Origin of the sequence: Micropruina sp. (assembly GCF_047606365.1) — a bacterium.
Lineage (GTDB): Bacteria > Actinomycetota > Actinomycetes > Propionibacteriales > Propionibacteriaceae > Micropruina.
The window spans coordinates 35013-57094 of the sequence record NZ_JASGEN010000081.1 but is presented as its reverse complement, the minus strand read 5'-3'; the positions used below and the strand labels follow the sequence as shown (position 1 = coordinate 57094).

Annotated in this window: 15 protein-coding genes; 3 read left to right on the top strand and 12 right to left on the bottom strand. The window is 69.8% G+C overall.

Features of this window, described 5'->3' with window-relative positions:
• Nucleotides 1-83 precede the first annotated feature (83 nt).
• Entirely contained in the window at nucleotides 84-629 is a 546-nt protein-coding gene (locus QM624_RS09410; protein WP_415091119.1) for a YceI family protein, read from the bottom strand.
• 150 nt (nucleotides 630-779) lie between these two features.
• On the opposite strand from QM624_RS09410, the gene QM624_RS09405 reads away from it, so the two are divergent.
• The gene (locus tag QM624_RS09405; protein WP_415091117.1) at nucleotides 780-2060 is read left to right on the top strand and encodes a citrate synthase; all 1281 of its coding nucleotides are present in this window, start codon (nucleotides 780-782) and stop codon (nucleotides 2058-2060) included.
• A 1-nt stretch (nucleotide 2061) separates the two neighbouring features.
• Here the strand turns inward: QM624_RS09405 and QM624_RS09400 are convergent, their stop codons facing one another.
• The 10 genes from QM624_RS09400 to QM624_RS09355 all read right to left on the bottom strand — a co-directional run bounded on the left by QM624_RS09400 (nucleotide 2062) and on the right by QM624_RS09355 (nucleotide 18460).
• On the bottom strand, nucleotides 2062-4140 hold the full coding sequence (locus QM624_RS09400) for a hypothetical protein (RefSeq protein ID WP_415091115.1): 2079 nt from the start codon (nucleotides 4138-4140) through the stop codon (nucleotides 2062-2064).
• 13 nt (nucleotides 4141-4153) lie between these two features.
• Complete coding sequence (locus QM624_RS09395; RefSeq protein WP_415091113.1) at nucleotides 4154-5272, bottom strand: VWA domain-containing protein; 1119 nt, start codon at nucleotides 5270-5272, stop codon at nucleotides 4154-4156.
• On the bottom strand, nucleotides 5269-7662 hold the full coding sequence (locus QM624_RS09390) for a DUF5682 family protein (protein ID WP_415091111.1): 2394 nt from the start codon (nucleotides 7660-7662) through the stop codon (nucleotides 5269-5271). The genes QM624_RS09395 and QM624_RS09390 overlap by 4 nt, the downstream gene beginning before the upstream one ends.
• Nucleotides 7663-7669: 7 nt before the next feature.
• The gene (locus QM624_RS09385; RefSeq protein ID WP_415091109.1) at nucleotides 7670-8779 is read right to left on the bottom strand and encodes an ATP-binding protein; all 1110 of its coding nucleotides are present in this window, start codon (nucleotides 8777-8779) and stop codon (nucleotides 7670-7672) included.
• Entirely contained in the window at nucleotides 8776-12396 is a 3621-nt protein-coding gene (locus QM624_RS09380) for a DUF4132 domain-containing protein (RefSeq protein ID WP_415091107.1), read from the bottom strand. Before QM624_RS09380 ends, QM624_RS09385 begins: the two co-directional genes overlap by 4 nt.
• A gap of 81 nt (nucleotides 12397-12477) precedes the next feature.
• Entirely contained in the window at nucleotides 12478-13263 is a 786-nt protein-coding gene (locus QM624_RS09375; RefSeq protein ID WP_415091105.1) for a class I SAM-dependent methyltransferase, read from the bottom strand.
• A 95-nt stretch (nucleotides 13264-13358) separates the two neighbouring features.
• Nucleotides 13359-14156, bottom strand: coding sequence for a DNA polymerase beta superfamily protein (locus tag QM624_RS09370; protein ID WP_415091103.1), 798 nt, complete (start codon nucleotides 14154-14156; stop codon nucleotides 13359-13361).
• A gap of 18 nt (nucleotides 14157-14174) precedes the next feature.
• A complete protein-coding gene (locus QM624_RS09365) occupies nucleotides 14175-15974 on the bottom strand; it encodes a DUF2207 domain-containing protein (RefSeq protein ID WP_415091101.1) in 1800 nt (599 codons plus the stop codon).
• A 32-nt stretch (nucleotides 15975-16006) separates the two neighbouring features.
• The gene (locus QM624_RS09360; protein WP_415091099.1) at nucleotides 16007-17008 is read right to left on the bottom strand and encodes a DMT family transporter; all 1002 of its coding nucleotides are present in this window, start codon (nucleotides 17006-17008) and stop codon (nucleotides 16007-16009) included.
• A gap of 165 nt (nucleotides 17009-17173) precedes the next feature.
• Nucleotides 17174-18460 (bottom strand): DUF222 domain-containing protein, encoded by a 1287-nt coding sequence (locus tag QM624_RS09355; protein WP_415091097.1) that lies wholly within the window; start codon nucleotides 18458-18460, stop codon nucleotides 17174-17176.
• Between the two features lie 316 nt (nucleotides 18461-18776).
• Here QM624_RS09355 and QM624_RS09350 point away from each other — a divergent pair, with 316 nt between their 5' ends.
• Nucleotides 18777-20828, top strand: a complete 2052-nt coding sequence (locus tag QM624_RS09350; RefSeq protein WP_415091095.1) for a molybdopterin oxidoreductase family protein — start codon at nucleotides 18777-18779, stop codon at nucleotides 20826-20828.
• A gap of 8 nt (nucleotides 20829-20836) precedes the next feature.
• Entirely contained in the window at nucleotides 20837-21766 is a 930-nt protein-coding gene (locus tag QM624_RS09345; protein ID WP_415091093.1) for an aldo/keto reductase, read from the top strand.
• A 64-nt stretch (nucleotides 21767-21830) separates the two neighbouring features.
• Here QM624_RS09345 and QM624_RS09340 read toward each other — a convergent pair whose 3' ends face one another.
• A complete protein-coding gene (locus QM624_RS09340) occupies nucleotides 21831-22067 on the bottom strand; it encodes a DUF6191 domain-containing protein (RefSeq protein ID WP_415091091.1) in 237 nt (78 codons plus the stop codon).
• Nucleotides 22068-22082: the final 15 nt, after the last annotated feature.

The following is a 22082-nucleotide window of genomic DNA, read 5'->3' as shown; positions in this document are numbered from 1 at the left end:
CGCCCCACGCCGGGCACTACGCCACGATCACACTCGCCACGGGCATCTCGGCCCCCCGACCCGGGCCCGTGTCGGGAGCGGGATCAGGCCTGCTTGATGGCGGATACCTCGAGTTCGAGGGTCACCTTCTCGCTCACCAGGACGCCGCCCGCTTCGAGCGCGGCGTTCCAGTTCAGGTTCCAGTCCTTGCGGTTGACGACCACGGAGCCCTCGAAGCCGATCCGCTGATTGCCGAACGGGTCGGTGGCCGCACCCTGGAACTCGAACGGAATGGTCACCGGGTGGGTGACGCCCTTGATGGTCAGGTCGCCGGTCACGGTGATGACGTCGCCGTCGACCACGAAATCGGTACCGGTGAAGGTGATCTCGGGGTACTGCTCGACGTCGAAGAAGTCGGCCGAACGCAGGTGCGCGTCGCGCCCCTCGCTGCGGGTGTCGACGGACGCGGCCTGCATGGTCACGCTGAGCGTCGAGGCCGACGGGTTGGCGCCGTCGAGGGTGGCGGTGCCGGAAACCTCATTGAAACTGCCACGAACCTTCGTGACCATGGCGTGCCGAGCCACGAAGCCGAGCTGGCTGTGGCTGGCGTCGAGAACGTAGGTTCCCTTGAGATCAGCGATTCCGGACATCTGAGCGCCTCTTTCGAGTGTGTTTGAAAACTAAACAATCATCACTATAGGCCGAGGTTGTTGATCTGTCAATAACTCGGGATGGAGCGGTAGTAGGGTGGCCGCAAGCCCCTCGGCCCTGCCGATCTTCGACCCCGGAAGGATTCGCGAATGAGCGCAGCCCGATACGTCCGCGACGAGCAATCCTGCGAGTTCCCCCGGGTGCCGGCCACCGCCGGCAGTGACGGCTACGACGTCTCCAAGTTGCTGGCGAGCACCGGTGATGTGGCCCTCGACTACGGGTTCGGCAACACGGCGTCGTGCCGCTCGGCGATCACCTACATCGACGGCGACGCCGGCATCCTGCGCTACCGGGGCTACCCGATCGAGCAGCTGGCCGAGCACTCCACCTTCCTCGAGACGTCGTATCTGGTGCTCTACGGCGAGCTGCCCACGGCGTCCGAGCTGGCCGAGTTCAGCGACTCGATCAGCCGGCACTACCTGCTCGACGAACGGCTCAAGGAGATGTTCCGGCTGTTCCCACGGCGTTCGCATCCGATGCCGGTGCTGACCGCGGGCCTCAACGCCCTGTCGACCTTCGCGATGCCGCCGGTGGCGCTCACCGAGCGGACCGTCGAGCAGCACGCCTACCGGCTGATGGCGAAGGTGCCGACGCTGGCCGCCTACGGATACAAGAACTCGCTGGGGTTGCCCACCCTGTACCCGGACGAGTCGCTGGGCTACATCGAGAACTTCCTGCGGATGAGCTTCGGCAGCCCGACCAGGCCCTACGAGTTCGACGAGACCGTCGTCCGGGCGCTGGACACGCTGCTCATCCTGCACGCCGACCACGAGCAGAACTGCTCCACCTCGACGGTGCGGCTGGTCGGCTCGTCCGGGGCGAACCTGTACGTGTCGGTGGCGGCCGGCGCCAACGCGCTCTCCGGCCCGTTGCACGGCGGCGCCAACCAGGCGGTTATCGAGATGCTGCAGCAGCTGCGCGACAGCGGTGAGGACGCCGCGAGCTTCGTCCGCAAGGTGAAGGACAAGACCTCCGGGGTGAAGCTGATGGGCTTCGGGCACCGGGTCTACAAGAACTTCGATCCGCGCGCCCAGATCGTCAAGCAACACGCAGACGCCATTCTGCGCGAGCGGCCCGGCTCGGACGAGCTGCTCGACCTGGCGCTGGCCCTGGAGGACGCGGCGCTGCACGACGACTACTTCGTCGAACGCAGGCTGTATCCGAACGTCGACTTCTACACCGGCCTGATCTACCAGGCGATGGGTTTCCCGGTGAACATGTTCACCGTGCTGTTCACCCTCGGACGGCTGCCCGGCTGGATCGCGCACTGGCGCGAGCAGTCCCTCGACCCGGCCACCCGGATCGGACGCCCGCGCCAGGTCTACGTGGGCGAGGTCGAGCGCGAGTACGTGCCGGTCGATCAGCGCTGAATCAGTCGCCGGCCAGTGCCCGGGTGCGGGTCGCCACCAGGGTGGCCCGCAGCACCGCGGACGGGGTGACCCGGTCGGCCAGCAGTGGTTCGATCGCGGCGGCGAGTGAACTCAGGCCGAGACTGGACGCCTGCCCGGCCCGATCCTGCAGGGTGTCGCGCTGCCGGTTGCTGAGCGCGGGGCGTCCGGTGGCGGCGAGCGCCTCGCAGACGTCGAGCACCGCCTCGGTCAGCTGCACCAGCGGGCCGTCGGGGCGTTGCTGCTCGCCGGTGTGGGCGCGGGGCCGCTGATCCTTCGGTTGTCGCCGGGCCAGCCAGCCGCGGCGGATCGCCCGCTCGGACGGGGTCAGCGACGGTGCGATCAGCCGCAGGTGTCCCTGCTCGACGATGAACACCGACAGCGGCCGGTCCTGGTCGTCGAGAACGACGGCGGCGATCTGCTTGGCGTCGCGGAGCAGCCAGCCGATCACGTCCTGCTCCGAGCCGGTGGCGGGCAGCCGGGCGAGATGGCGCACGCCGCCCCGGTCGGTGAGCGGCCAGACCAGCTCCTGGCTGACCTCGTCGAGTTCCGGCTCGCCCACCCCGCGCAGCCGTCGGGGCAGCACCAGCCGCAGTGACGCGGGCGGCGGCAGGAAGCCGGTTGCGGCAGCCGCACGGGCCGAACCCTGGATCGCCTCGGCCAGCTGGTCCAGATCGACGGCGGTGCCGGCGAAGCGGTCACCGGGGGTGGCGCGGGTGCGGGTGGTGGAGCTGAGCGTGCCGTCGTCGCGGCGTTCGGCGCCGTGCAGGGTGAACAGGCCGCCGGCCAGGGTCTGGGCCGAGACGCCCCACAGCAGCGGGGCATCCCAGGAGCGGTTGAACGACGGGTCGGAGCCGGCCGCCCGCCCGGTGGTTGCCGTCTCGAGTCGGTGATGGTCGGTGTCCCACAGGGTCACGGTCAGCCCGCGGGCGCCGGACGGCGCCGTCCACCAGCGCACCGCCAGCGGCAGCAGCACCCCGGTGTCGGCGGCTTCGCCGGCGCCCCGTCCGCCGACCAGCTGCGGCGGCAGCGGTGGTGCCGAACCATGCAGTGCGACGGCCAGCGTCCAGGCCCGGGCGAGGGCGTCCAGCAGCTGCCGCTCAGAGGTGTCGTCGGCGCGTCCGGCCAGGGCGTTGGCGCGTCCGGTGGCCTGGGTGAGCAGGGTCGCCAGCAGCGGCAACGCCTCCAGCCTGGCCCGCTGCGCGGCCGCGGTGAGCCGTTGGACGCCGTCCGCGCCGACCCGGCTCAGCCCGGCCTGCAGCAGAGCCTCGATGGTGTCCCTGGCCTGAACCATCGCCTCGCGCTGCCCCGGGTGGACGACGTCCGGCGAGTCGACCTTGTCGGGCCAGGTCCACCGCCGATCGTGGGCGGCGAACAGCCGGACCAGCGCCTCGAGCCGCCAGGCCCGCTCTGCGGTATCGCTGTGGCTGCCGGCCACCAGCATGCCGGCGAATCCGCCATCCGGTACCGCGACGATGTCGGGTGAACCGGGCCAGGAGATGTACAACGAGCCGCCGCGGAGGCTGATAGTGGTGGGAGTCGGCTCGACTCCGGCGGCAACCTTGCGGACGGCAGCGATACCGGCAGCACGGTTGACCGCCGTGGGGTTGAGGGCCAGCAGCTGGGCCTCGACGTCTGGCTGGTTGAGCTTGTCGAAACCGTCCTCGCGTGGGGTCTCGACAAGCTCGACCGACGGTGGCTGGGTGTCTGCGACCCGGGCCGACGGTGGCTGGGTGTCTGCGACCCGGGCCGACGGTGGCTGGGTCTCGGCGGCCTCGACCGGCGAGCTCTCGCGGGCCCAGACACAGGCCGCGACGATGTGCACACAGACCCCGGCCACCGGGCAGCCGCAGGTCGCATTCCGTGGACCACCGGGCAGCAATCGGACCTGCGCCGGCGGTGTCCCGACGTAGCGCAGCTCGACGGCGGTATCGGCGGCCGAATCCAGTTCGATCCGGGCCACCTCCTTGGCCGCGCGGCGGACCAGCCCGCGGTTGGCCAGCACCGCGAGCGCGTCGTCGTCCAGCCGGTAGCCGGCGAGCCAGCCGGGCAGGCCCGTCATCGGATCAGTCCCGTCATGCCATCACCTCGGCCAGCCATTCGGCGAACCGGTCCGGGGTCATCGCCGCCACCGGCATGCCGGCCGCGACGAGGCGTCCGGCCGTGGTGGCGTCGTACCAGGGTTCTCCTTCGTCGGAGAGTGCCGCCAGCCCGAGCAGCCGGACGCCGCCGCCGGCCAGCCGGCGCACGCTGGCCAGCAGCGCCGACACCGAGCCGCCCTCTTCGAAGTCGCTGATCAGCGCCACCACCGTCCGGGACGGCTGCCCGACCAGGGTTTCGGCGTGCTGCATCGCCTGGGCGATGTTGGTGCCGCCGCCGAGCTGCGCGGTGAGCAGCACCTCGACCGGGTCGTGAGCCAGGTGCGACAGGTCGACCAGGCTGGTGTCGAACAGGATCAGCCGGACGCTCACCCCGGGCAGCCCGGACAGGATGGACGCCGACACCGCGGCGTGCAGCAGCGAGTCGGCCATCGAACCGGACTGGTCGACCAGCACGATCACGTCCCAGTGCAGGTTGCTGCGCCGTTTCCGGGCGGCGAACCGGATGTCGTCGATCATCATCCGGCCGGTGGCCGGGTCGACGTTGGCCAGGTTGGCGGCGATGGTCCGCCGCCAGTCGAAGTTGGCCAGCGACGCGTGCGGGGTGCGCCGGGAGCGATCACGGGTGCCGGTCAGTGCCGTAGTGAACCGGGGTTTGAGCCGTTCGACGATCTCGGCGACCACCCGGGCGATCAGGGCACGCAGCCCGTCGGCGGCCGCCGGGCTCAGCTTGCCCTTGATCCGCAGCAGCGCGGAGGCCAGTTGCTTGTTCGGTTGCAGCGACTCGACGGTGGCCGGGTCGGCGAGCAGGTCGTCCAGGCCGTAGCGGGTGACGGCGTCGGCCTGCAGCCGTTCCAGGGTGGACGCCGGGAACAGCCCGCGGGATTTGCCCAGCCAGTTGATCGCCTTCACCGCCGACGGGTCGAGCGAGCCGCCGCCGCCCTTGGCGTGGCGGTGTCCGCGGGCGGTGTATTCCCGGTCGTACAGGTAGCCGAGTGCCTGGTCGAGTTCGGCGTCGCCACCACCCCGGGGCAGGTTGGATTCTGCGTAGCGGCCCAGCACCAGCCGCCAGCGCCGACTCTGCTCGGCGGTCACGACGCCACCCACTCGGTCAGCCCGTCCCGCCGCAGCGAGGCCACCAGGTCGCGTTCCACCGACGCCGCCCGCTCGGCCAGCAGCGGATCGGCCTCGAGCACCGTGTCGAGCTCGGTCACCGCGGCTCCGGTCAGCCGGGCCAGCATCGCCGCCAGCGCGTGGGTCTCGGTCGGCTTCAGCCAGGTGAACGCGCGACGTAGGTCGGGCAGCACGGTCAGGAACGCCTCGGGCTCCATCGCGCCGAGCGCGGCGTTCAGCGCCTCGACCAGCTCGGGGGTGTGCAGCAACAGATCGGGGGCGGCCTGCAGCAGACCCAGGACGAAGTCGGCCACCCGCTCCGGGTCGGCGCCGGGCGCCAGATGCGCGGCGGACGCCCGGGCCAGTTCATCGGCGTCCAGTTCGGCGTCGGAGAAGCCGAGTCCGAGCAAGCAGCCGTGCAGCCGGGCCGGGGTGCGAGGGTCGCGACGCAGCAGCCGCAACTCGCGGCGCAGTGGTGGAGTCTCGGCCGACGAGGAATTTTCCAGCCGGAGCAGCAGCGAACGCAGACCGATCAGGTCGTCACAGGCACCCGGCTGGTCCTCGGGCCGCAGCCCGGACAGCGGCGCGATCAGATGCGCCGCGCAGGCCAAACCAGTGCCGATCAGCTCGGCCACCGTGTCGCCATGTTCACCCAACGACAGCCGACCCTGCGCGGCCGACAGGCTGACCAGCGCATGCAGGCTGGCCACCACCGAGCCGAGGTGCACCTCGTCGTCGTAGCAGCGGCGCAGCGCATCGAGTGCGGGGCGCAGTGCGTCGGGTTCGCCCATCACCAGCAGTTCGGTGATCAGCCTGGCCACCCGTCCCGCCCCGAGGTGTTCGTCGTCGAGCCGCTTCGACACCCCTGCCCGGACCAGCTCGGCGATCGTCGCGCCACGTGCCGAGGCGGCGATCAGGGCTGCCTCGACCAGCGGTGTCCAGGCGTACTCCCAGTCCTCGAACAGCAGTCCGGCGCCGGTGCCCTGGACGAGGTCGGCGCCGCCCAGCTGCCGCGCGAACCCCGAGCCGATGAACCGCATCCGGGCCAGGAACTCGCGCCGTTTCACGTGTGACGGTTTGCGCTGGGTGTCCAGGCTGACCTGGCGCGGGGTGGCGTCGTCGATGACGAAACGCAGCCGGGACGCCTCCCGGCGGGCCTCCGCGACCAGCGGTGGGGCGGCCAGGCCGTCGGGGATCTGACCGAGCGTCGGACCGCCGAACACGCCGCGCAGCGCTTCGCCGATCGCACCTGACAGGCCGAGGTCGTCCTTGACGAAGCAGCTCAGCAGGGCGTCGGTGAGGTCGGTGCGTCCCGGCCAGCCGCGGCCCCGTAGCTCGGCCAGCCGCAGCGCGTGCCCGACGGCGTCCATCGCGGTCGCCGAACCGGCCGGTTCGCCTGTCGTTCGCAGCCGTTCGGCCACCTCGAGCACCACCTCGGTGGCGAACCGGCGCGGGTCGATCCCGTCGCTGCGGGCCTGCCAGGCCCGCTGCCAGAACCCGGGTGCGGGCATGCCGGCCCCGTAGCCGCGCAGGCCGTCCAGCCGGTCGAAGTCGTAGCGGATCAGCCAGGCGTCCCGCTTCGGGTCGAGCGCGGCGCCCGCCTTGGCCCGCACCCAGGCCGCCTCGGGGGTGTTCTCCAGCACGTCGAGCAGGGCCAGGGTGTGGAAGGCGCCGGTGACCACCACCACGCCACCGGAGGTGTCACGGTAGCGGTCCAGGATCGCGGCCATCACGGCTTCGCGGGCGTGGGTGCCGTCGGCGTCCAGCAGCTCGCGGTCGGCGTCCAGCCGGGCCATCGCACCCCAGGCCAGGGTGTCGGCGAAGAAGCGGCGCCAGTCGGCCAGTGCCTCCGGGGAGCGCACCTCGAACAGGTGCTCCCAGGTCTCGTCATGGTCACGGCAGCCGAGCCGGTCGCCGACCGCGGCGATCAGCGCGCTGCGGGCCAGGTGGTGTTCGGCCTGCAGGGTGCGGACCTCGGTGCCGTCCGGATCGGCGATGTCGGCGTAGCTGGCGTCGATGAAGTCCACGGTGGCGCCGCTGGCCGTCCCCCAGCGCAGCGCCACCCACTCCGGAGAAAAATCGGCCAGCGGATAGAAGCCGCTGGTCCGTTCGCCGACCGACAGGATCGCCACCGGCGGCCTGGTGCGTTCATCGGCCAACGCCGGCAGCAGCGCTGTGTACTCGCGTGGCCCTTCGATCAACACCACCGCGGGTCGCACCTCGTCGAGCAGCGCGGCCAGCGCCGCCGCACAGCCGGGCGAGTGGTGCCGGACGCCGACCAGGTGGATTCCGGCGTCGCGCCAGCGAGCGTGTGCTGCCAGGGCTAATTGCAGTCGCTCGGGTAGCGCAGGGGTCTCGACAAGCTCGACCATCGCCGGGTCAGCCCCACAGCCCCTCGGCGGCGTCGAAGAACTCCCGCCAGTGCGGGTTCCCGCGAGCCCGCTGCCGGACCACGTTGTCGACGTAGTGCCGGACCAGCCGGGCGTCCTCTTCTTCGCCCTTCTGCGCCACCCCGACGATCTGCCGGGCGATGTCGCCGGAGCGCACCGTGCCGTCGCCCAGGTAGGTGGCGGCCATCGACGCCGCGATCGCCACGTTGACCGCCTCGGCGGTCGACATCACCGCGTCCGGACGCTTCACCGGGGCACCGGCGTCGGTGCGTCCGGTGCGCAGGTCGGCGAAGGCGGTGACCAGCACCTCCATCACCGGCGGCGTCAGCACCGGACGCCGCGGGCCGAGCTCGGCGTCCAGGGCACGTCCGATCAGTTCGGCTTCGAACGCCCGGTCGCTGATCGGGCGGACGGTTTCGAAGTTGAACCGCCGTTTCAGCGCCGAGGACATCTCGTGCACGCCGCGGTCGCGCAGGTTGGCGGTGGCGATCACGTTGAACCCGGGACGGGCGGCCAGCCGGGCCTCGTCGCCGAACTCGGGGATCATGATCTGCTTCTCGCTGAGAATCGACACCAGGGTGTCCTGGATCTCGGCCGGGCAGCGGGTGATCTCTTCGAAGCGGGCGATCGCACCACGCGCCATCGCCTGATACACCGGCGACGCCACCAGCGCCCGCTGGGTCGGCCCCTCGGCGATCAGCAGCGCGTAGTTCCAGGAGTACCGGACGTGGTCCTCGGTGGTGCCGGCCGAACCCTGGATGGTCAGGTTCGAGGTGCCCGAGATGGCGGCGGCCAGCAGTTCGGACAGCATCGACTTGGCGGTGCCCGGCTCGCCGACCAGCATCAGCCCTTGCCGTCCGAGCAGCGACACGATGGCCCGGTCGACCAGCGGGTCGTCGCCGTAGAACTTCCGCGAGACGCCCAGTGACGGCTCACCCAGCACGAACGCGCGGACGGCCCGGGCGCTGAGCCGCCAGCCGGGCGGGATCGGCGCTCCGGTGGCCGCGTCGGCGCGCGCCAGGGCGTCCAGTTCGGCGGCGTAGCGGGTCTCGGCCGGCGGCCGCAGTTCAGCGGCCGGCGCAGCGGTCGATTCGGTCATATCCCTGTCTTCTTCCCCCAGTCGGGATCGAACGGTCCCAGCGCGGCCAGGGCCGCGTAGTCGGCATAGCACTCGGCGAGCAGCACATCGGGCACGTCGGCCAGCCGCACCGCGCGCCGCCGTGCCCCACGGAAGTTCAGGCCCATGGTGGCGCAGGCGAAATTCTCCTCCGGCACGTAGCTGCCGGTGAACTCCAGCACGGCGGTCAACCCGGCGGCCGAGAACTGCTTGGTGTACTCGGAGAACCAGGCGCCGTCCTCGGCCGGGCCGCGCTGGTAGCCGCGTTTGGTGGCCACCCCGCGGAAGCTGAAGGTGTCGGTCAGATGGCCCTGCAGCGCGTAGGTGTCGGTGGCGTTGCGGTCGATGTCGGGGACGGTGTTGTCGAACTGGGCGAACAACGGGGTCACCTCGTAGTCGGCGAGATGCGCCTTCCACGTCGCTGCCACGTCGTCGCCCACCAACACCCGGTGCGCCAGCCCGATGCGAGCGGCAGACCCAAGTTCGACTGTCTCGTCGTCGGCGTCGATCAAGCTGCCGTCCTCGGTGGGCCGGAAGGCCCGCTGGCCGGGTCCGGGATTCTCCAGCCAGACCAGCCGGCTGACCAGTTGCCCGACCAGCGGATGCTCGAGCAGGAACTCGCGCCAGTCGGCGGCGGTCCAGGTGCGTTCGGCGCACATCGCCTCGTAGAGCCGTGCGGTCTGCTGGGTCAGCACCGCCTTGAGCTCCTTGCGGGACGCGGTCAGCTGCTTCTTCGCCGCTTTGACCTCGTCGGCGTCGTCGCTGGCCCGAGCGGCCGGCAGCGATTTGATCGTCTTGCCGTCGGCGGTGCTCAACTCGATCGCCCCGGACGGCGTCGCCCGGCCGATGAACTGGCGGCTGCCGTAGTCGAGCCGCAGCAAAGCGTCGGCGTCGAAGCCGGCGGTCGGAATGGTCCGGTCGGCGAGTTCGTCGGCCGTCCAACCACGCTTGTCAGCCAGGTTTTCGACCAGCTTCGCCGCGGTGGCCTGGACACTGGCCTGCTTGAACCGTCGCGAGATCGACAGCAGCAGCTGGACCGCGGCGGGCTGCCCGTTGGCGTACAGCGGATACATCAGCGAGTCGACCTGGGCCCGCCGGGCGCCGTGGTTGCGAATGTAGGACTGGACGGCGTTCGCCAGCTCGATGCCGGGCATGCGCGTGGTCAGCGCGAGCAGGCCCCGGTTCGCGGACGCCGAACCGAGGTAGGTGCCCTGATGCATCGCGTAGGAGTCACGGATGTGCTGTTCCAACGGCACGGCGGCAGCCTGGTGCACCCAATCGGAGTACTGCGACTGGTTCGGGTTGGCCAGTACCCGCTGCAGGTTCTTCTGGGCCCAGTCGTGGCGGCGTTGCCCGTCGGTCTCGGCGTGGGCGCGGCTCTCCTCCTCGGTGGGGTGCCGGGTGTCCTGGGCGATCCAGCTGTCCAGCACGTACCGGCCGAGCGCCTCACCGGACGCCGGATCGAGTTGCCCCAGGTAGAGGTCGAGCAGGCCGGAGCCGTCCGGGTCCTTCACCTTGTTGGCCAGCACCACCCACCAGGTCGGAATCACCGGATCGACCTGGGCGCCGTCGGTCCAGCGCAGTGCCGGCAGCTGGTCGAACTCGAACCAGTCCAGGGTGGCCGGCAGCTTCGCCCGCAGCCCCTTCTTCGCCTCGGCGAGCAGCTTGTCGGGGGCGAGGTCGGCGGAGATGTCGTCGCCAAGGTCGCGCAGCGCGTTCAGCATCGCCGCCCGGGGCACCTCGCGCTTCTCTTTGGCCAGCGCCGCTCGCAGCGCCGGAACCGCCGCCGGGTCGGCGGCTTTGGCCAACCAGGATGCTGACGCCGCCCGGATCTCACCCCGCCCGTCGGTGAGCCCCTGCTCGGCCAGGTCGCGGGCCAAGCCGTGTTTGGCCAGCAAGGCCTGGGCCGGTGGCCGGTTCCGGCGGGATTCGCCGACGGCCGCCGCGGCGATGCTGGGCAGCAGGTTCGCGGGCAGCGAGGGAAAGGCGTCCAGGATGGCCAGGGCTTCGCCGGCGTCCTGGGCGGACGCGGCCAGCCAGGTCTGCAGCACGTCGAGATGCTGGGCGAACCAGGGCCAGGCGGCTTCGGGTTCGATCGATACCCACCAGTCGGACGACCGGGCGATCCGCGGTACCTGCTCGAGCGTCTCGCGGGTGTTCCAGGTGCGGCGGACGGCGTCCTCCACCTGGCGCAGGTCGGTGATCGTGTCGGCGCGGGGCTGCATCAGCCAGCCCAGCCGGGAGTTCCGGTCGGGACGGTGCAGTCGCATCAGCTGCACCGGGTTGAACGAGCGGACGGACTGGCTGATCAGCGTCAGGTTGAACTGGCCGAGGACCTGCGGCGGGTTCCGTCGCCCGGCAGCCGCCTCGACGATGTGCCGCAGGTCGGCGTCCGAGATCTGCTGCAACTGCTTGCGCCGCTTGACGCTCCAGGCATGTTCCTTGCCTTCCAGCCGGGCGATCTGGGCGTCGACCATGCGGCGCAATTCGTCGAAGGCTCGCTGTTCGTCGAACTGGTCGGGGAACGGGGTGAAGTCGGGCAGCACCAGCTGCTGCACCTGCGTCGCCGCTGACTGCAGGGCGTCGCGGCGGGCGTTCGCCTTCTGCACCGCCGCACCCAGCTTGGCACCGGCGGCGACCGCCTGGTCGAGCAGCGCGCCACCGGCCGGGGTGCGGGACAGGTATTCGACCAGTTCACCGGCCGCCGAGGCGGGCACGGTCAGCAACACGGGCGCCAGGACGGCCGCCTGCAGCTGATCGGGCAGCATCGGCAGGACGCCGATCGCAGCAGTGCGGACGCCCTTGGCGCGGTCGGCGGCCAGCTGGGCGATGATCGGCGCCAGCACACCGGCCAGCTGCGGGTTGTCCTTCAGCCTGCGGGCGAAGTCGGCCCGGGCGTCGGCGGTCAGCTTGGACACCGACCCCGGCGGAATCAGCTGCCCGAAGCCCAGCAGGTAGTTGTCGATGCCGGGCAGCTCGTGCGGCTGCACCATGCTGGAACCCCACACCTTCTCCTGCTGGCACATCGCGAGGACCACCGTGGCCGGAATCTCGGGCTCGCGGCAGCCGTCGTGCCGCAACAGGTCGGCGAACCGCTCCGGCGGCCACTGCAGGTGCGGCAGCGCAGACTGGCCGATCACCGAGGCCAGGTCGTTGAGCAACGCGGTCAGCCAGGCCGGGACGCCATCCACCCGCCGGTTCGGTCCGGTGCCGAGCGCGGCCAGCAGGTAGCCGAAACGAAGGAACTCCGGCTGCGTGATCGAACCCTCGCGGTAGAACTGCGAGCGCGCGTGCGGCACGGTCTTACGCGGATCACCGCCGACACCGACTTGGGCCAGCCGCTTCTTCAGCGGGTCGGGAACCCACGGACGCCACGAGGTCAGCTGGCCGGGCCGCCCCATCAACTGGTCGAGATCGGCCTGGTGCGCGGCGTCCACCTCGAGCAGGATCTCGGGTCCGCTGCCGTCGTGCACATACCGGACGGCCCGCTCGAACAACTCCTCGGAGACCGCCTTGAACGGCGCCAACGCCGCCTTCAAATGCGAATGCGGACCGGCCGGCTGCCCGGTCAGGGCGGATTTCAGACGCTCGAACACCATCGCTCCCCTTACAGAACTGCTGAACGGCATCCTGTCAGGCCCCGGGGACACTTCTGCAGGGCAGCACCACCCTTGACCGCTTCAGCCGGTCCGGACGCCGCGTGCGGCCCGCGCCACGGCACGCAACCGGAACGCGCCCGCAGGTGAGCCGAGGCGCTCGAACAGCACCGCCCGCAGTGCCTGCCGGACGGCATCCGGAAGGCCCACGAAGTAGCTGCCAGCAGGCCCGATACCGGCTCGCAGCGGCATCCACAGGTCGTCGAAGTCACGGTATTCGCTCTCGACGGTGAGCGTGGTCTCGGCCACCTGACCGATGCCGGCATCGGTCAGCCACTCGGCGATCTCGCCGGCGCGTCCGAAACGCAGCACCCGGGCCTCGTCAGGCGCACCAGCGTCGAGGCTGAGCGCGGCGTCCCAGAAGGCGCGCAGCAGCTCCATGCCCTGCTCGAAGTCCCAGACGCAGGCGGCCACCACCCCGTCGGGCCGTGCGACCCGGCTGAACTCGGACGCCGCACGGCGGGGGTCGGTGACGAAATGCAGCACCAGCTGGGCGGTGACCAGATCGAATTCGCCGGCGTCGTAGGGCAGTTGCTCGGCGGAACCGTGCCGCACGTCCACGCCCGGGTGCCGGGCCGCGCAGGCGGCCACGAAGGCGTCGGACGGGTCGCAGGCGGCCACATTCGCCGTGCCGAGACGTCGGACGAGTTCCCCGGTCAGCGCGCCGGGCCCGCAGCCGACATCGAGGGCGCGTTGGCCCTGGGCGGCACCGGCGAAGGTGGCGAACTCGGCCGCCAGCGGCCGCGAATAGCGACCCATGAAACGGTCGTAGGCGTCACCGGATACGGCGAACGTACGTGCTCCTGCCACCGGTTCCATGGCTCCTCCTGCGCTGGTTCCCACAGCAGGCTACGTCCGTCACGGCACTGCGAACCTGGGCACAGTTACCACCCAGCCGGGGCCGGTCACCAGCCCCAATGCCGCCGTTGCGCGCTGATCGCCCACGCCGAGATCGCCTCGATGTCGGCGCTGACCGGGAGCGGGCAGCGTCCGGAATCCAGCAGTTCGCGCACCGCCGCCTCGAGCCGTCCGATCTCGGCCGAGACCTCGTCGCGGGGCACCTCGCCACGCTTCACGGCCAGCACCCGCTCGCGCTCGGCGTCCGGCATCGGCAGGGTGAGCCTGCCGGCACTGGCGATCTCGTAGCCCTGATGGGCAAGTCGCAGCGCGTGACTGCCGTACTTCACGTCCCAGCCGTGCTTCGCGATCAACTCGGGCCGGTTCGGCACGTTCCGCTTGGACTGGCCGAGCATCCGTTCGTGCTGGGAATGCATGTAGCCCAGGAACCGCTCCACCGCCTGCCGGGAGAGGAAACTCGATCGCAGCGCGCGCAGTTCCTCGCCGAGCGAAGTGACCTTGACCAGCGACTCCTGCGGCGCGAACAGCGGCAGCATCACCGTCGGATTGCCCTTGATCGCCAGCCGCAGGTATTTCGCCAGTGAGTACAGCACCAGGTCGGTATCGCCGGGCCCACTGCGCGCACCCTCGGGCTGGGTGCGCCAGACGTAGTCGTCGCGATGCTTCCGCACCCCGAGCACGTACTCGGGCGGCTCGATGTAGACGCCCATCTCGTCATGGTCGTCGGTGCCGGCGATGGCGATGCCGTGCACGCCGCTGCCGACCACCGAACGAAGGATCTCGTTGGGTAGTGCGACGCTCGGGTCGCCGTACTCGACGTTGACCGGCGTGACCTGATTGTTCATCGGGTCACCGTAGCGGCCTCACCAGCCGCCGCCACCACCGCCGCCGAAACCGCCGCCGCCGCTGAAGCCGGAACCGCCGCTGGAGGCCGAGGTGGCGCTCTGCATCGACGACGACATGGTCGAGGTCAGCTGGCTCATCGACGACACGAAGCCGCTGCTCAGCACGTTGCCGTAGGCGTAGCCGACGTACCAGGAGTTGTCGGGGGTGTAGACGCCACGGGCGGCCAGATCCTGGAAGATCTTCGCCCAACGTTCGGCGACACCGAAGACGATCGCGTAGGGCAGGTAGCGGGAGAACACGTCGATGCCCTCCTCGAATTTGATCTGGTCGGCCTCGGCAGTGGTCAGGTAGAGCTCGAATCCCTTCGCCTGGGCGAGCACGGCCGAGCCGTCGGCCGTCCGGGCACCGAAGCGGTTGTTGAGCGCCAGCATCACCAGGCCACAGATCACTCCGGCCAGGCCCAGCAGGCCGAACCCGACGAAGCCCAGCCCGAAGCCGAGAACGGCACCCAGCGCGACCAGTCCGATGCCGCCCAGGATGGCCACGCCGCGCACCGTCACCGGGTTGCGGCGGAACCAGTGCAGTTCGTCGGTGACCCTCTTGTAGAGCCGCTGCCGGGTGCCCTCCAGGGTGCCCGAATAGTCGGAATCCTTCAGGTCGTCCGTGCTCACCGTGGAGCCGTTCTGGAACAGCTTCTTGACCAGGTACGACTCGTAACCCCTGAGCTTGCCCTCGCCGTTGAGCCGGGTCAGCGTCCAGTCCTTCTTGCCCTGCTGATCGATCCGCAGATGGCCGCGGACGGCCAGGTCGATGATGGTCGCGGTGATGTCCACGTCGTTCGCGGTGGAGTCGACCAGCACGCCGATCTCGCCCGGACGGGCATCACGCGGCGGGGTGAATGCGACCGCGACGGGCGCCTTGCTCGCACCGTGTCCGATGGCGACCTGCTGCCCGGACGCCGGGGTCACCCCGGGCGTGAGACCGAGGTACACCTCGTCCTGGCTGCCGCGGCGGGTGCGGCGCAGCAGCGGGATCAGGCCGATGACGGTGAGTGCCGCGGTGAGGCCGCCGGTCAGCGGGGTGACCGGGAACATGTTGCCGATCCAGAACCGCTTCTCCAGCCGGGCCTCGGCACCGACGAAGGTGCCGGCCGGGAAGCCGGCGACGATCTGCAGCGAGGTCTCGCTGGGCAGCGATTCCTGGGTGAAGGTGACCGACTTGCCGGACTCCTTCACATCGCTGCACGGCTGATTGGCATTGCCGTTGACGAAGCAGGCCGCCCTGGTCACGTCGACCGGACCGGTGACGGTGGCCGTGATGTTCCGGAACGGCACCTCCCAGCTGCCGCCGATCACATTCCAGTTGAACTCGTCCAGCCCCGACTGCGCCTGGTTGGGGGCGATCAGGCCACGGACGGTGTAGTTGACCACGTACTGCTGGGTGCCGGTGTAGGTCTTGTTCTCGCTGCCGATCCGGACCAGCAGGTTGCCGTCCTTGGTCTCGGTCTGCACCTCGGGGCTCGCTCCGGAGGGGCTGGTCACCTGACCGAGGGTGATGTCGATCATCCGCCAATGGTCGGGGTCGTTGGCGATCTCCTGGCGCAGCGGGAGCGTCAGGTAGGGCCCGTGACCCGAGTCGGAGCCGAAGTTGAAGTCGAACGCGATCTGGACGGCCGCGGTGCCGTCCTTCGCCACATCGGTGGTCACCGTGTACTTGTCGATCCGGTCATCGTCGGAGTCGGCCCGCGCGACGGACGCCGGGAGCACTCCGAGCAGGAAAACCCCTAAACCGACAAGCAGCAGAAGGATGCGTCGCATGCGTCCACGGTAACAACCGGGGGCGCAGCCGACTATCGATCGGCGAGTGTGGCTCGCCTGCGTCCCCACGGCACGGACGCCACAACAACAGAGAGCAGGGCGACCACCACCATCGCCAGCTCGTGCGGCAGGTCAGGACTGGCCGGGGTCGGCCAGGCCACGTCGAGCACCACCGACATGGCCAGCTGCCCGGCCACTGAGCCGAGGGCGAGCAGCAGGACGCCGGTGTGCTGCACCAGGTTGGCCGACACGAAGATGTAGATGACGCCCAGTGAGCCGCCGATGTAGAGCCACCATTCGCCGGGCGGTGCCGCCGGAGGGTGCGCGACCACAGCGTGCACGGCAGCCGCGATCAGCAGCACCACCGTGCCGGAGACGAAGTTCATCAGCGTCGTGGTCAGCGCGCTGCCCACCCGGGCGCGCAGCCGTCCGTTCGCGGCCTGCTGCCAGGCGACGGCGAGACCGGAGAGGAACGGCAGGATCAGCAGCCACCACAGCACCGCCCCGGAGCCGCCGGCGGCCAGCGAAATGCCGATCGCGACCAGGGCCAGCGCGCCGCCGATCAGCCGCGGCAGGGTCACCGCCACCGCACCACCGGGACCGAAGCCGATCCGGTCGAGCACCAGCCCGAAGACCACCTGTCCGGCGACGAAGCCCACGGTGAAGAGTCCGACGCCGATGATGCCGACGGCCAAGCCCTGGGTGGCGACGGTGAGAGCGCCGGCGACGCCGGGCATCAGCATCCACCACGGAATCCGACCGTCGCGGACGCCGTGCACGAGGGTTCGGACGCCGCGGCGTCCGTCGGGGAGCGCTGCAGCCAGGCAGATCAGGATCACCAGACCCGAGCCGAACGAGATCGCCGCCGCCGTCAGCCCGTCGTCCAGCCGCACCCCGAGTTGGCCGTTGATCCTGGCCTGGATCGCGGCGAGCGCACCCATCAATGCGGTGATGGCAAGCGCCGGAGCGGTCCGGATGCGGGTGGGCGGTGGTGCCGGCAACACGGCGCCGGAGTGTCGAGCCGATTCACTCACTGCGCCATTGTGGCCCTCGCGTCCTCCAACTGCGCACACGGCTCGACGTTAACCGCGGCACCGGCTCGCGGACCGCCGGCGGCGAAGACTCGGGCCGCGCGGCGCGGCCAGGATCACTGCTTCGCCAGAACAGTCACGCTCGGACTACTCGACCGTGAGCCCTAGTCAGTCCACTCTCAAGCCGCAGGCCTGGCGTATCTGAAATCGACCGGGAATGGGATGGGCGGCAACTCGTGGGGTAGGTCGGGTGGTCGGCTGTGGTGTGGGTGTGCGGATGGTGATGGTTCCGTCAGGGCTGGCGATATGTCGCCAGCCGGGGTGTTCTTTGAGTTGGTTGCATTGTTCGCATATCCCTTGCCCGTTGGCCAGGCTGGTGGGGCCGCCGGCATGCACGGGGGTGATGTGGTCGGTGTGTCGGATGGGGGCGTCGCACCAGGGGGTGCGGCAGTGGTCGTCACGGGTTTTGATGAACGTCTTCATCGCTTTCGGGAAGTGCCGGCGGGTTGATTCCATCGCGACCAGCTGGCCGTCTGCGGGGCGGACATAAAACCTGCGGATCCAGGCCCGCTCGGTGTTGATGGCGTCGGCGGCGAGTCGGCGGGCGATTCTGGCGGGGATGGGTCCGTAGTCGTTGAGGCGGGCAGGGGTGTCGCTGTCGCCCAGGAGTGCTTCGTCGGTGATCACCAACTGGATCTCGACATCGACCTGGCCGGCCTCTTCTTGGCCGGTGATGCGGGCGATGAGGGCGTCGGCCATGATCTGGTTCCTGGATCGTTGATCCCCGGTGGCGCGGGCAGTGTCGGCGGCACTGGTGAGTGCGGCGTAGGCGGCGACACCGTCCGCGGCGGGCAACAACGCGGAGACGCGGGTCATGCAGTCGGGTGCGGGTCGGATGGTGACGTTCCGGTCGGCTTCGGCTTTCCCGATGCGCTCGACGACGCTGTGCGGGTCGAGTTGGTAGGCGAGTTTGCGGGCTTCGGCCGCCACCTGCCGGGTCGACAACTCTCGTAGTCGAGGTCCGAGTTCGGCATCGACGTGGGCCCGATCGGCACGGGACAGGCACGCCGTTTCCCGGGCCAGGATCGTGACTCGCCACTCCGACACGTCCCCAGCGATGAACGCTTTCATGGTGTGGGGCATCTCGGTGGCGAGGACACCGGCCAGCCCAACGAGGCTGCTGGCCCGGTGGGGTGACTCGTGCCGAGCCAACCCGACCTCACCCGCCACCGAAGCGGCGACACGTTTCACGTTCCGGCCGGTAGCGCGGGCTTCGGCTTCCCGGACCTGCCGTAGTTCCACGGTCAATCGTGCTTGGGCAGCTGCGGCGGCGTTCTTGAGCCGTTCGAGTTCGGTGAGCTGATCGATCAGTTCGACCGGATCACCGCAGGTCAGGCCGGCGACCGCGGTGACCATGTCGGTCAGTGCGGTGTCGTGCCTGCTGGATGCCTCCATCCCCTCATTATAATAGTACAGATGTTTGATTACAATGGCCTGGGTGGGGTTTCTCGAAGTCGTCAGGGACGCCAGGAGGTCGTCGGGGAGTTCATTGTGCCGGGTGGCTCTGACGGTTTCTGGCGCGGCAGGGTCTCGACAAGCTCGACCAACGGTGGCCGGGAGTCGGGAAACGAATCACACCGCTGTAGTTCTCCACAGCTGTGGACATCTCTGTGGACGCCGCACTTGCGGCGTCCGGGCTGGTGAGGTCGTGTTTACCCGGGCGGCACAGTCCCGAAGCGGGAGCGAAACTCGCGCTGCTCACCATGACACAGTGACCCGCCCCGAATCCGGCACCGTGCGCTCGGCCTGCTCCTATTGCGGTGTGGGCTGCGGCATAGTGCTGCAGATCGAGACCGACCCGGCCACCGGACGCCGCCGGGTCGCCAAGGTGTCCGGCGACAAGCAGCACCCGGCGAACCGGGGCCGGCTGTGCACCAAGGGCGCCACCAGCGCCGAGATGCTGGCCGCGCCGGGGCGGTTGGAGCGCGCCATGGTGCGGCCCGCCCGCGGTGCCGAACCCGAACCGAGGGACACCCGCGAGACCATCACCGAACTCGGACGCCGGTTGCGTTCGATCGTGGACGCCGACGGTCCGGACGCCGTCGCGCTCTACGTCTCGGGACAGCTCTCGCTGGAGGCCCAGTACCTGGTCACCAAGCTCGCCAAGGGGTTCATTCGCACCAGCCGTCTCGAATCGAACTCGCGGCTCTGCATGGCCAGCGCAGGTTCCGGCTACAAGCTGTCGCTGGGCGCCGACGGACCGCCCGGCTCGTACACCGACTTCGATCACGCCGACGTGTTCTTCGTGATTGGCTCGAACATGGCCGACTGCCATCCGATCCTCTACCTGCGGATGATGGACCGGGTCCGGGCCGGCGCGAAGCTGATCGTGGTCGACCCGCGGCGGACCGCGACCGCCGCCAACGCCGACCTGTTCCTGCAGGTCAAACCCGGTACGGATCTGGCTCTGCTCAACGGCCTGCTGCACCTGCTGGTCGCCAACGGGCACGGCGACGAGGCATTCATCGCCGAGTACACCGAAGGTTGGGAGCAGCTGCCCGCGTTCCTGGCGGACTATCCGCCGTCCGTGGTGGCCGAACTGACCGGCATCGACGAGGCCGACCTGCACCGCGCCGCCCTGCTGATCGGCGAGGCGGGAAACTGGATGTCGTGCTGGACGATGGGCCTCAACCAGAGCACCCACGGCACCTGGAACACCAACGCCCTGATCAACCTGCACCTGGCCACCGGCGCCATCTGCCGTCCGGGCAGTGGGCCGTTCTCGCTGACCGGCCAGCCGAACGCGATGGGCGGCCGCGAGATGGGCTACATGGGTCCGGGCCTCCCCGGCCAGCGCAGCGTGCTGGACGCCGACGACCGCGCCTTCACCGAGCAGGCGTGGGGTCTGCCGCCGGGCACGCTTCGCAGCGAAGCGAACACGGGCACCGTCGACCTGTTCCAGCAGATGCAGACCGGCGCGATCAAGGCGTCCTGGATCATCTGCACCAACCCGGCCGCCTCGGTGCCCAACCGGGCCAACGTCATCGCCGGGCTGCAGGCCTGCGACCTGGTGATCTGCCAGGACGTCTTCGCCGAGACCGAGACCAACGCCTATGCCGACGCGCTTCTGCCCGCCGCGTTGTGGGCCGAGTCGACCTACGTCGCGGTCAACTCCGAACGCAACCTGACCCTGCTGCAGCAGGCCGCCGACCCGGTCGGTGAAGCCCTGCCGGACTGGCAGATCATCGCCGACGTGGCCTGCGCAATGGGCTACAGCGACGCGTTCGACTACGCCTCGTCCGACGAGGTGTTCGACGAACTCAAGCAGTTCTGGAACCCGAAGACCGGCTACGACCTGCGCGGCGTCAGCTATGCCCGGCTGGCCCGGACGCCGGTGCAGTGGCCGGCGCCGCCCGTCGACCCTGACGGCGGGGCCGATGACGGCCGCAACCCGATCCGCTACCTCAACGACGGGATCAGTCAGCGGCCGCTGGAGCGTCCGGACGGCGTCCGGCCCCGGCTCGCCTTCGCCACCCCGAGCGGACGCGCGGTGTTCTTCGCGCGTCCGCACGTCGAACCGGCTGAGCTCGCCGACCCCGACTACCCGTTCGTGCTGAACACCGGACGGGTGCAGCACCAGTGGCACACCCTGACCAAGACCGGCAAGGTCGCCAAGCTGAACAAGCTGAATCCCGGGCCGTTCGTCGAGGTGCACCCCGACGACGCGGCCCGGCTGGACATCCACGACGGCGACTCTGGTCGTGGTTCATCAAGGCGCGTCCGGGCCGACTCGAAGGGGTGTGACCGGCGCACCGCTGGTTGAATGGACCGGTGAAGACCTACCGGCTGCCCCAGACCGAGCTCGAGGCGTCCAGCGTCATCCTCGGGCTGATGCGGATTCCCTCACTCACCGACGCCGAGATCCGTGCGCTGGTGGGCGCGGCCCGCGAGGCGGGCATCGCCATGTTCGACCACGCCGACATCTACGGAACCCACCGGCACGAGTGTGAGGAGCGGTTCGGGACGGCGCTGTCGCTCAGCTCGGACGAGCGCGAGCAGCTGCTCATCCAGAGCAAGGTCGGCATCCGGCCCGGCTACTTCGACTTCTCCGCCGAGCACATCCTGACCACGGTGGACGAGTCGCTGGCGGCGCTGCGCACCGACTATCTGGACGTCCTGCTGCTGCACCGTCCGGACACCCTGGTCGAACCCGAGGAGGTCGCCGAGGCGTTCAGCACGCTGGCGGCCGCCGGCAAGGTCAGGCACTTCGGGGTGTCGAACCACACCCCGGGCCAGATCGAACTGCTGCGGGCCTACGTGGAGCAGCCGCTGATCGTCAATCAGGTGCAGCTCAGCATCACCCACGCCCCGATCATCGCCTCGGGGCTGGCCACCAACATGGCCGGCGTCGATGCCTCCATCGACCGGGACAACGGCATTCTCGACCATGCCGGCCGCACCGGGATCACCCTGCAGGCCTGGTCGCCGTACCAGCGGGGCTTCTTCAACGGCGTCTTCATCGGCGATCGGGAGAACCACGCCGAACTCAACGACGTGCTGGACGAGCTGGCCGATGCCTACGGCGTGACGCCGACCGGCATCGCGACCGCTTGGATCACCCGGCATCCAGCGAACATCCAGGTGGTGCTGGGCACCACCAAACCCGAGCGGGTCGCCGAGGCCGCCGCCGGCAGCGACGTCACGCTGAGCCGCGAGGAGTGGTACCGGCTGTATCGGGCCGCCGGGCACCCACTGCCCTGAGCTTTCGTCGGTCGAGCATGTCGAGACCTGGCCATGGGCGCCCTGGAGAGGGGTTTCGACAAGCTCAACCAGCGGTGGATGCGTTTGATCCGGGATCTTCGCTCGCCTCAGCCTCAGCCTCGGCTTCCGGGGTCTCGGGCAACCGGTTCGGCATCACGATGGTGACCTTGCCGGATTCCAGATCGAGCGGTTTCGGGCCCCAGCCGCCCTTGCGATAGTCGACCACCAGCATCTTCTCCAGGTCGCGCTGCTGCTGAACATGCCGCGCCCCGGGATTGAAGAGCTGAAAGAAGTCGCTCATCGCCACAGTCTACGC

Bases quoted from the DNA above. Each gene is read 5' to 3' on its own strand.
- QM624_RS09410 (WP_415091119.1), bottom strand. From the start codon at position 629: ATGTCCGGAATCGCTGATCTCAAGGGAACCTACGTTCTCGACGCCAGC.
- QM624_RS09405 (WP_415091117.1), top strand. From the start codon at position 780: ATGAGCGCAGCCCGATACGTCCGCGACGAGCAATCCTGCGAGTTCCCC.
- QM624_RS09400 (WP_415091115.1), bottom strand. From the start codon at position 4,140: ATGACGGGCCTGCCCGGCTGGCTCGCCGGCTACCGGCTGGACGACGAC.
- QM624_RS09390 (WP_415091111.1), bottom strand. From the start codon at position 7,662: ATGGTCGAGCTTGTCGAGACCCCTGCGCTACCCGAGCGACTGCAATTA.
- QM624_RS09385 (WP_415091109.1), bottom strand. From the start codon at position 8,779: ATGACCGAATCGACCGCTGCGCCGGCCGCTGAACTGCGGCCGCCGGCC.
- QM624_RS09380 (WP_415091107.1), bottom strand. From the start codon at position 12,396: ATGGTGTTCGAGCGTCTGAAATCCGCCCTGACCGGGCAGCCGGCCGGT.
- QM624_RS09370 (WP_415091103.1), bottom strand. From the start codon at position 14,156: ATGAACAATCAGGTCACGCCGGTCAACGTCGAGTACGGCGACCCGAGC.
- QM624_RS09365 (WP_415091101.1), bottom strand. From the start codon at position 15,974: ATGCGACGCATCCTTCTGCTGCTTGTCGGTTTAGGGGTTTTCCTGCTC.
- QM624_RS09355 (WP_415091097.1), bottom strand. From the start codon at position 18,460: ATGGAGGCATCCAGCAGGCACGACACCGCACTGACCGACATGGTCACC.
- QM624_RS09340 (WP_415091091.1), bottom strand. From the start codon at position 22,067: ATGAGCGACTTCTTTCAGCTCTTCAATCCCGGGGCGCGGCATGTTCAG.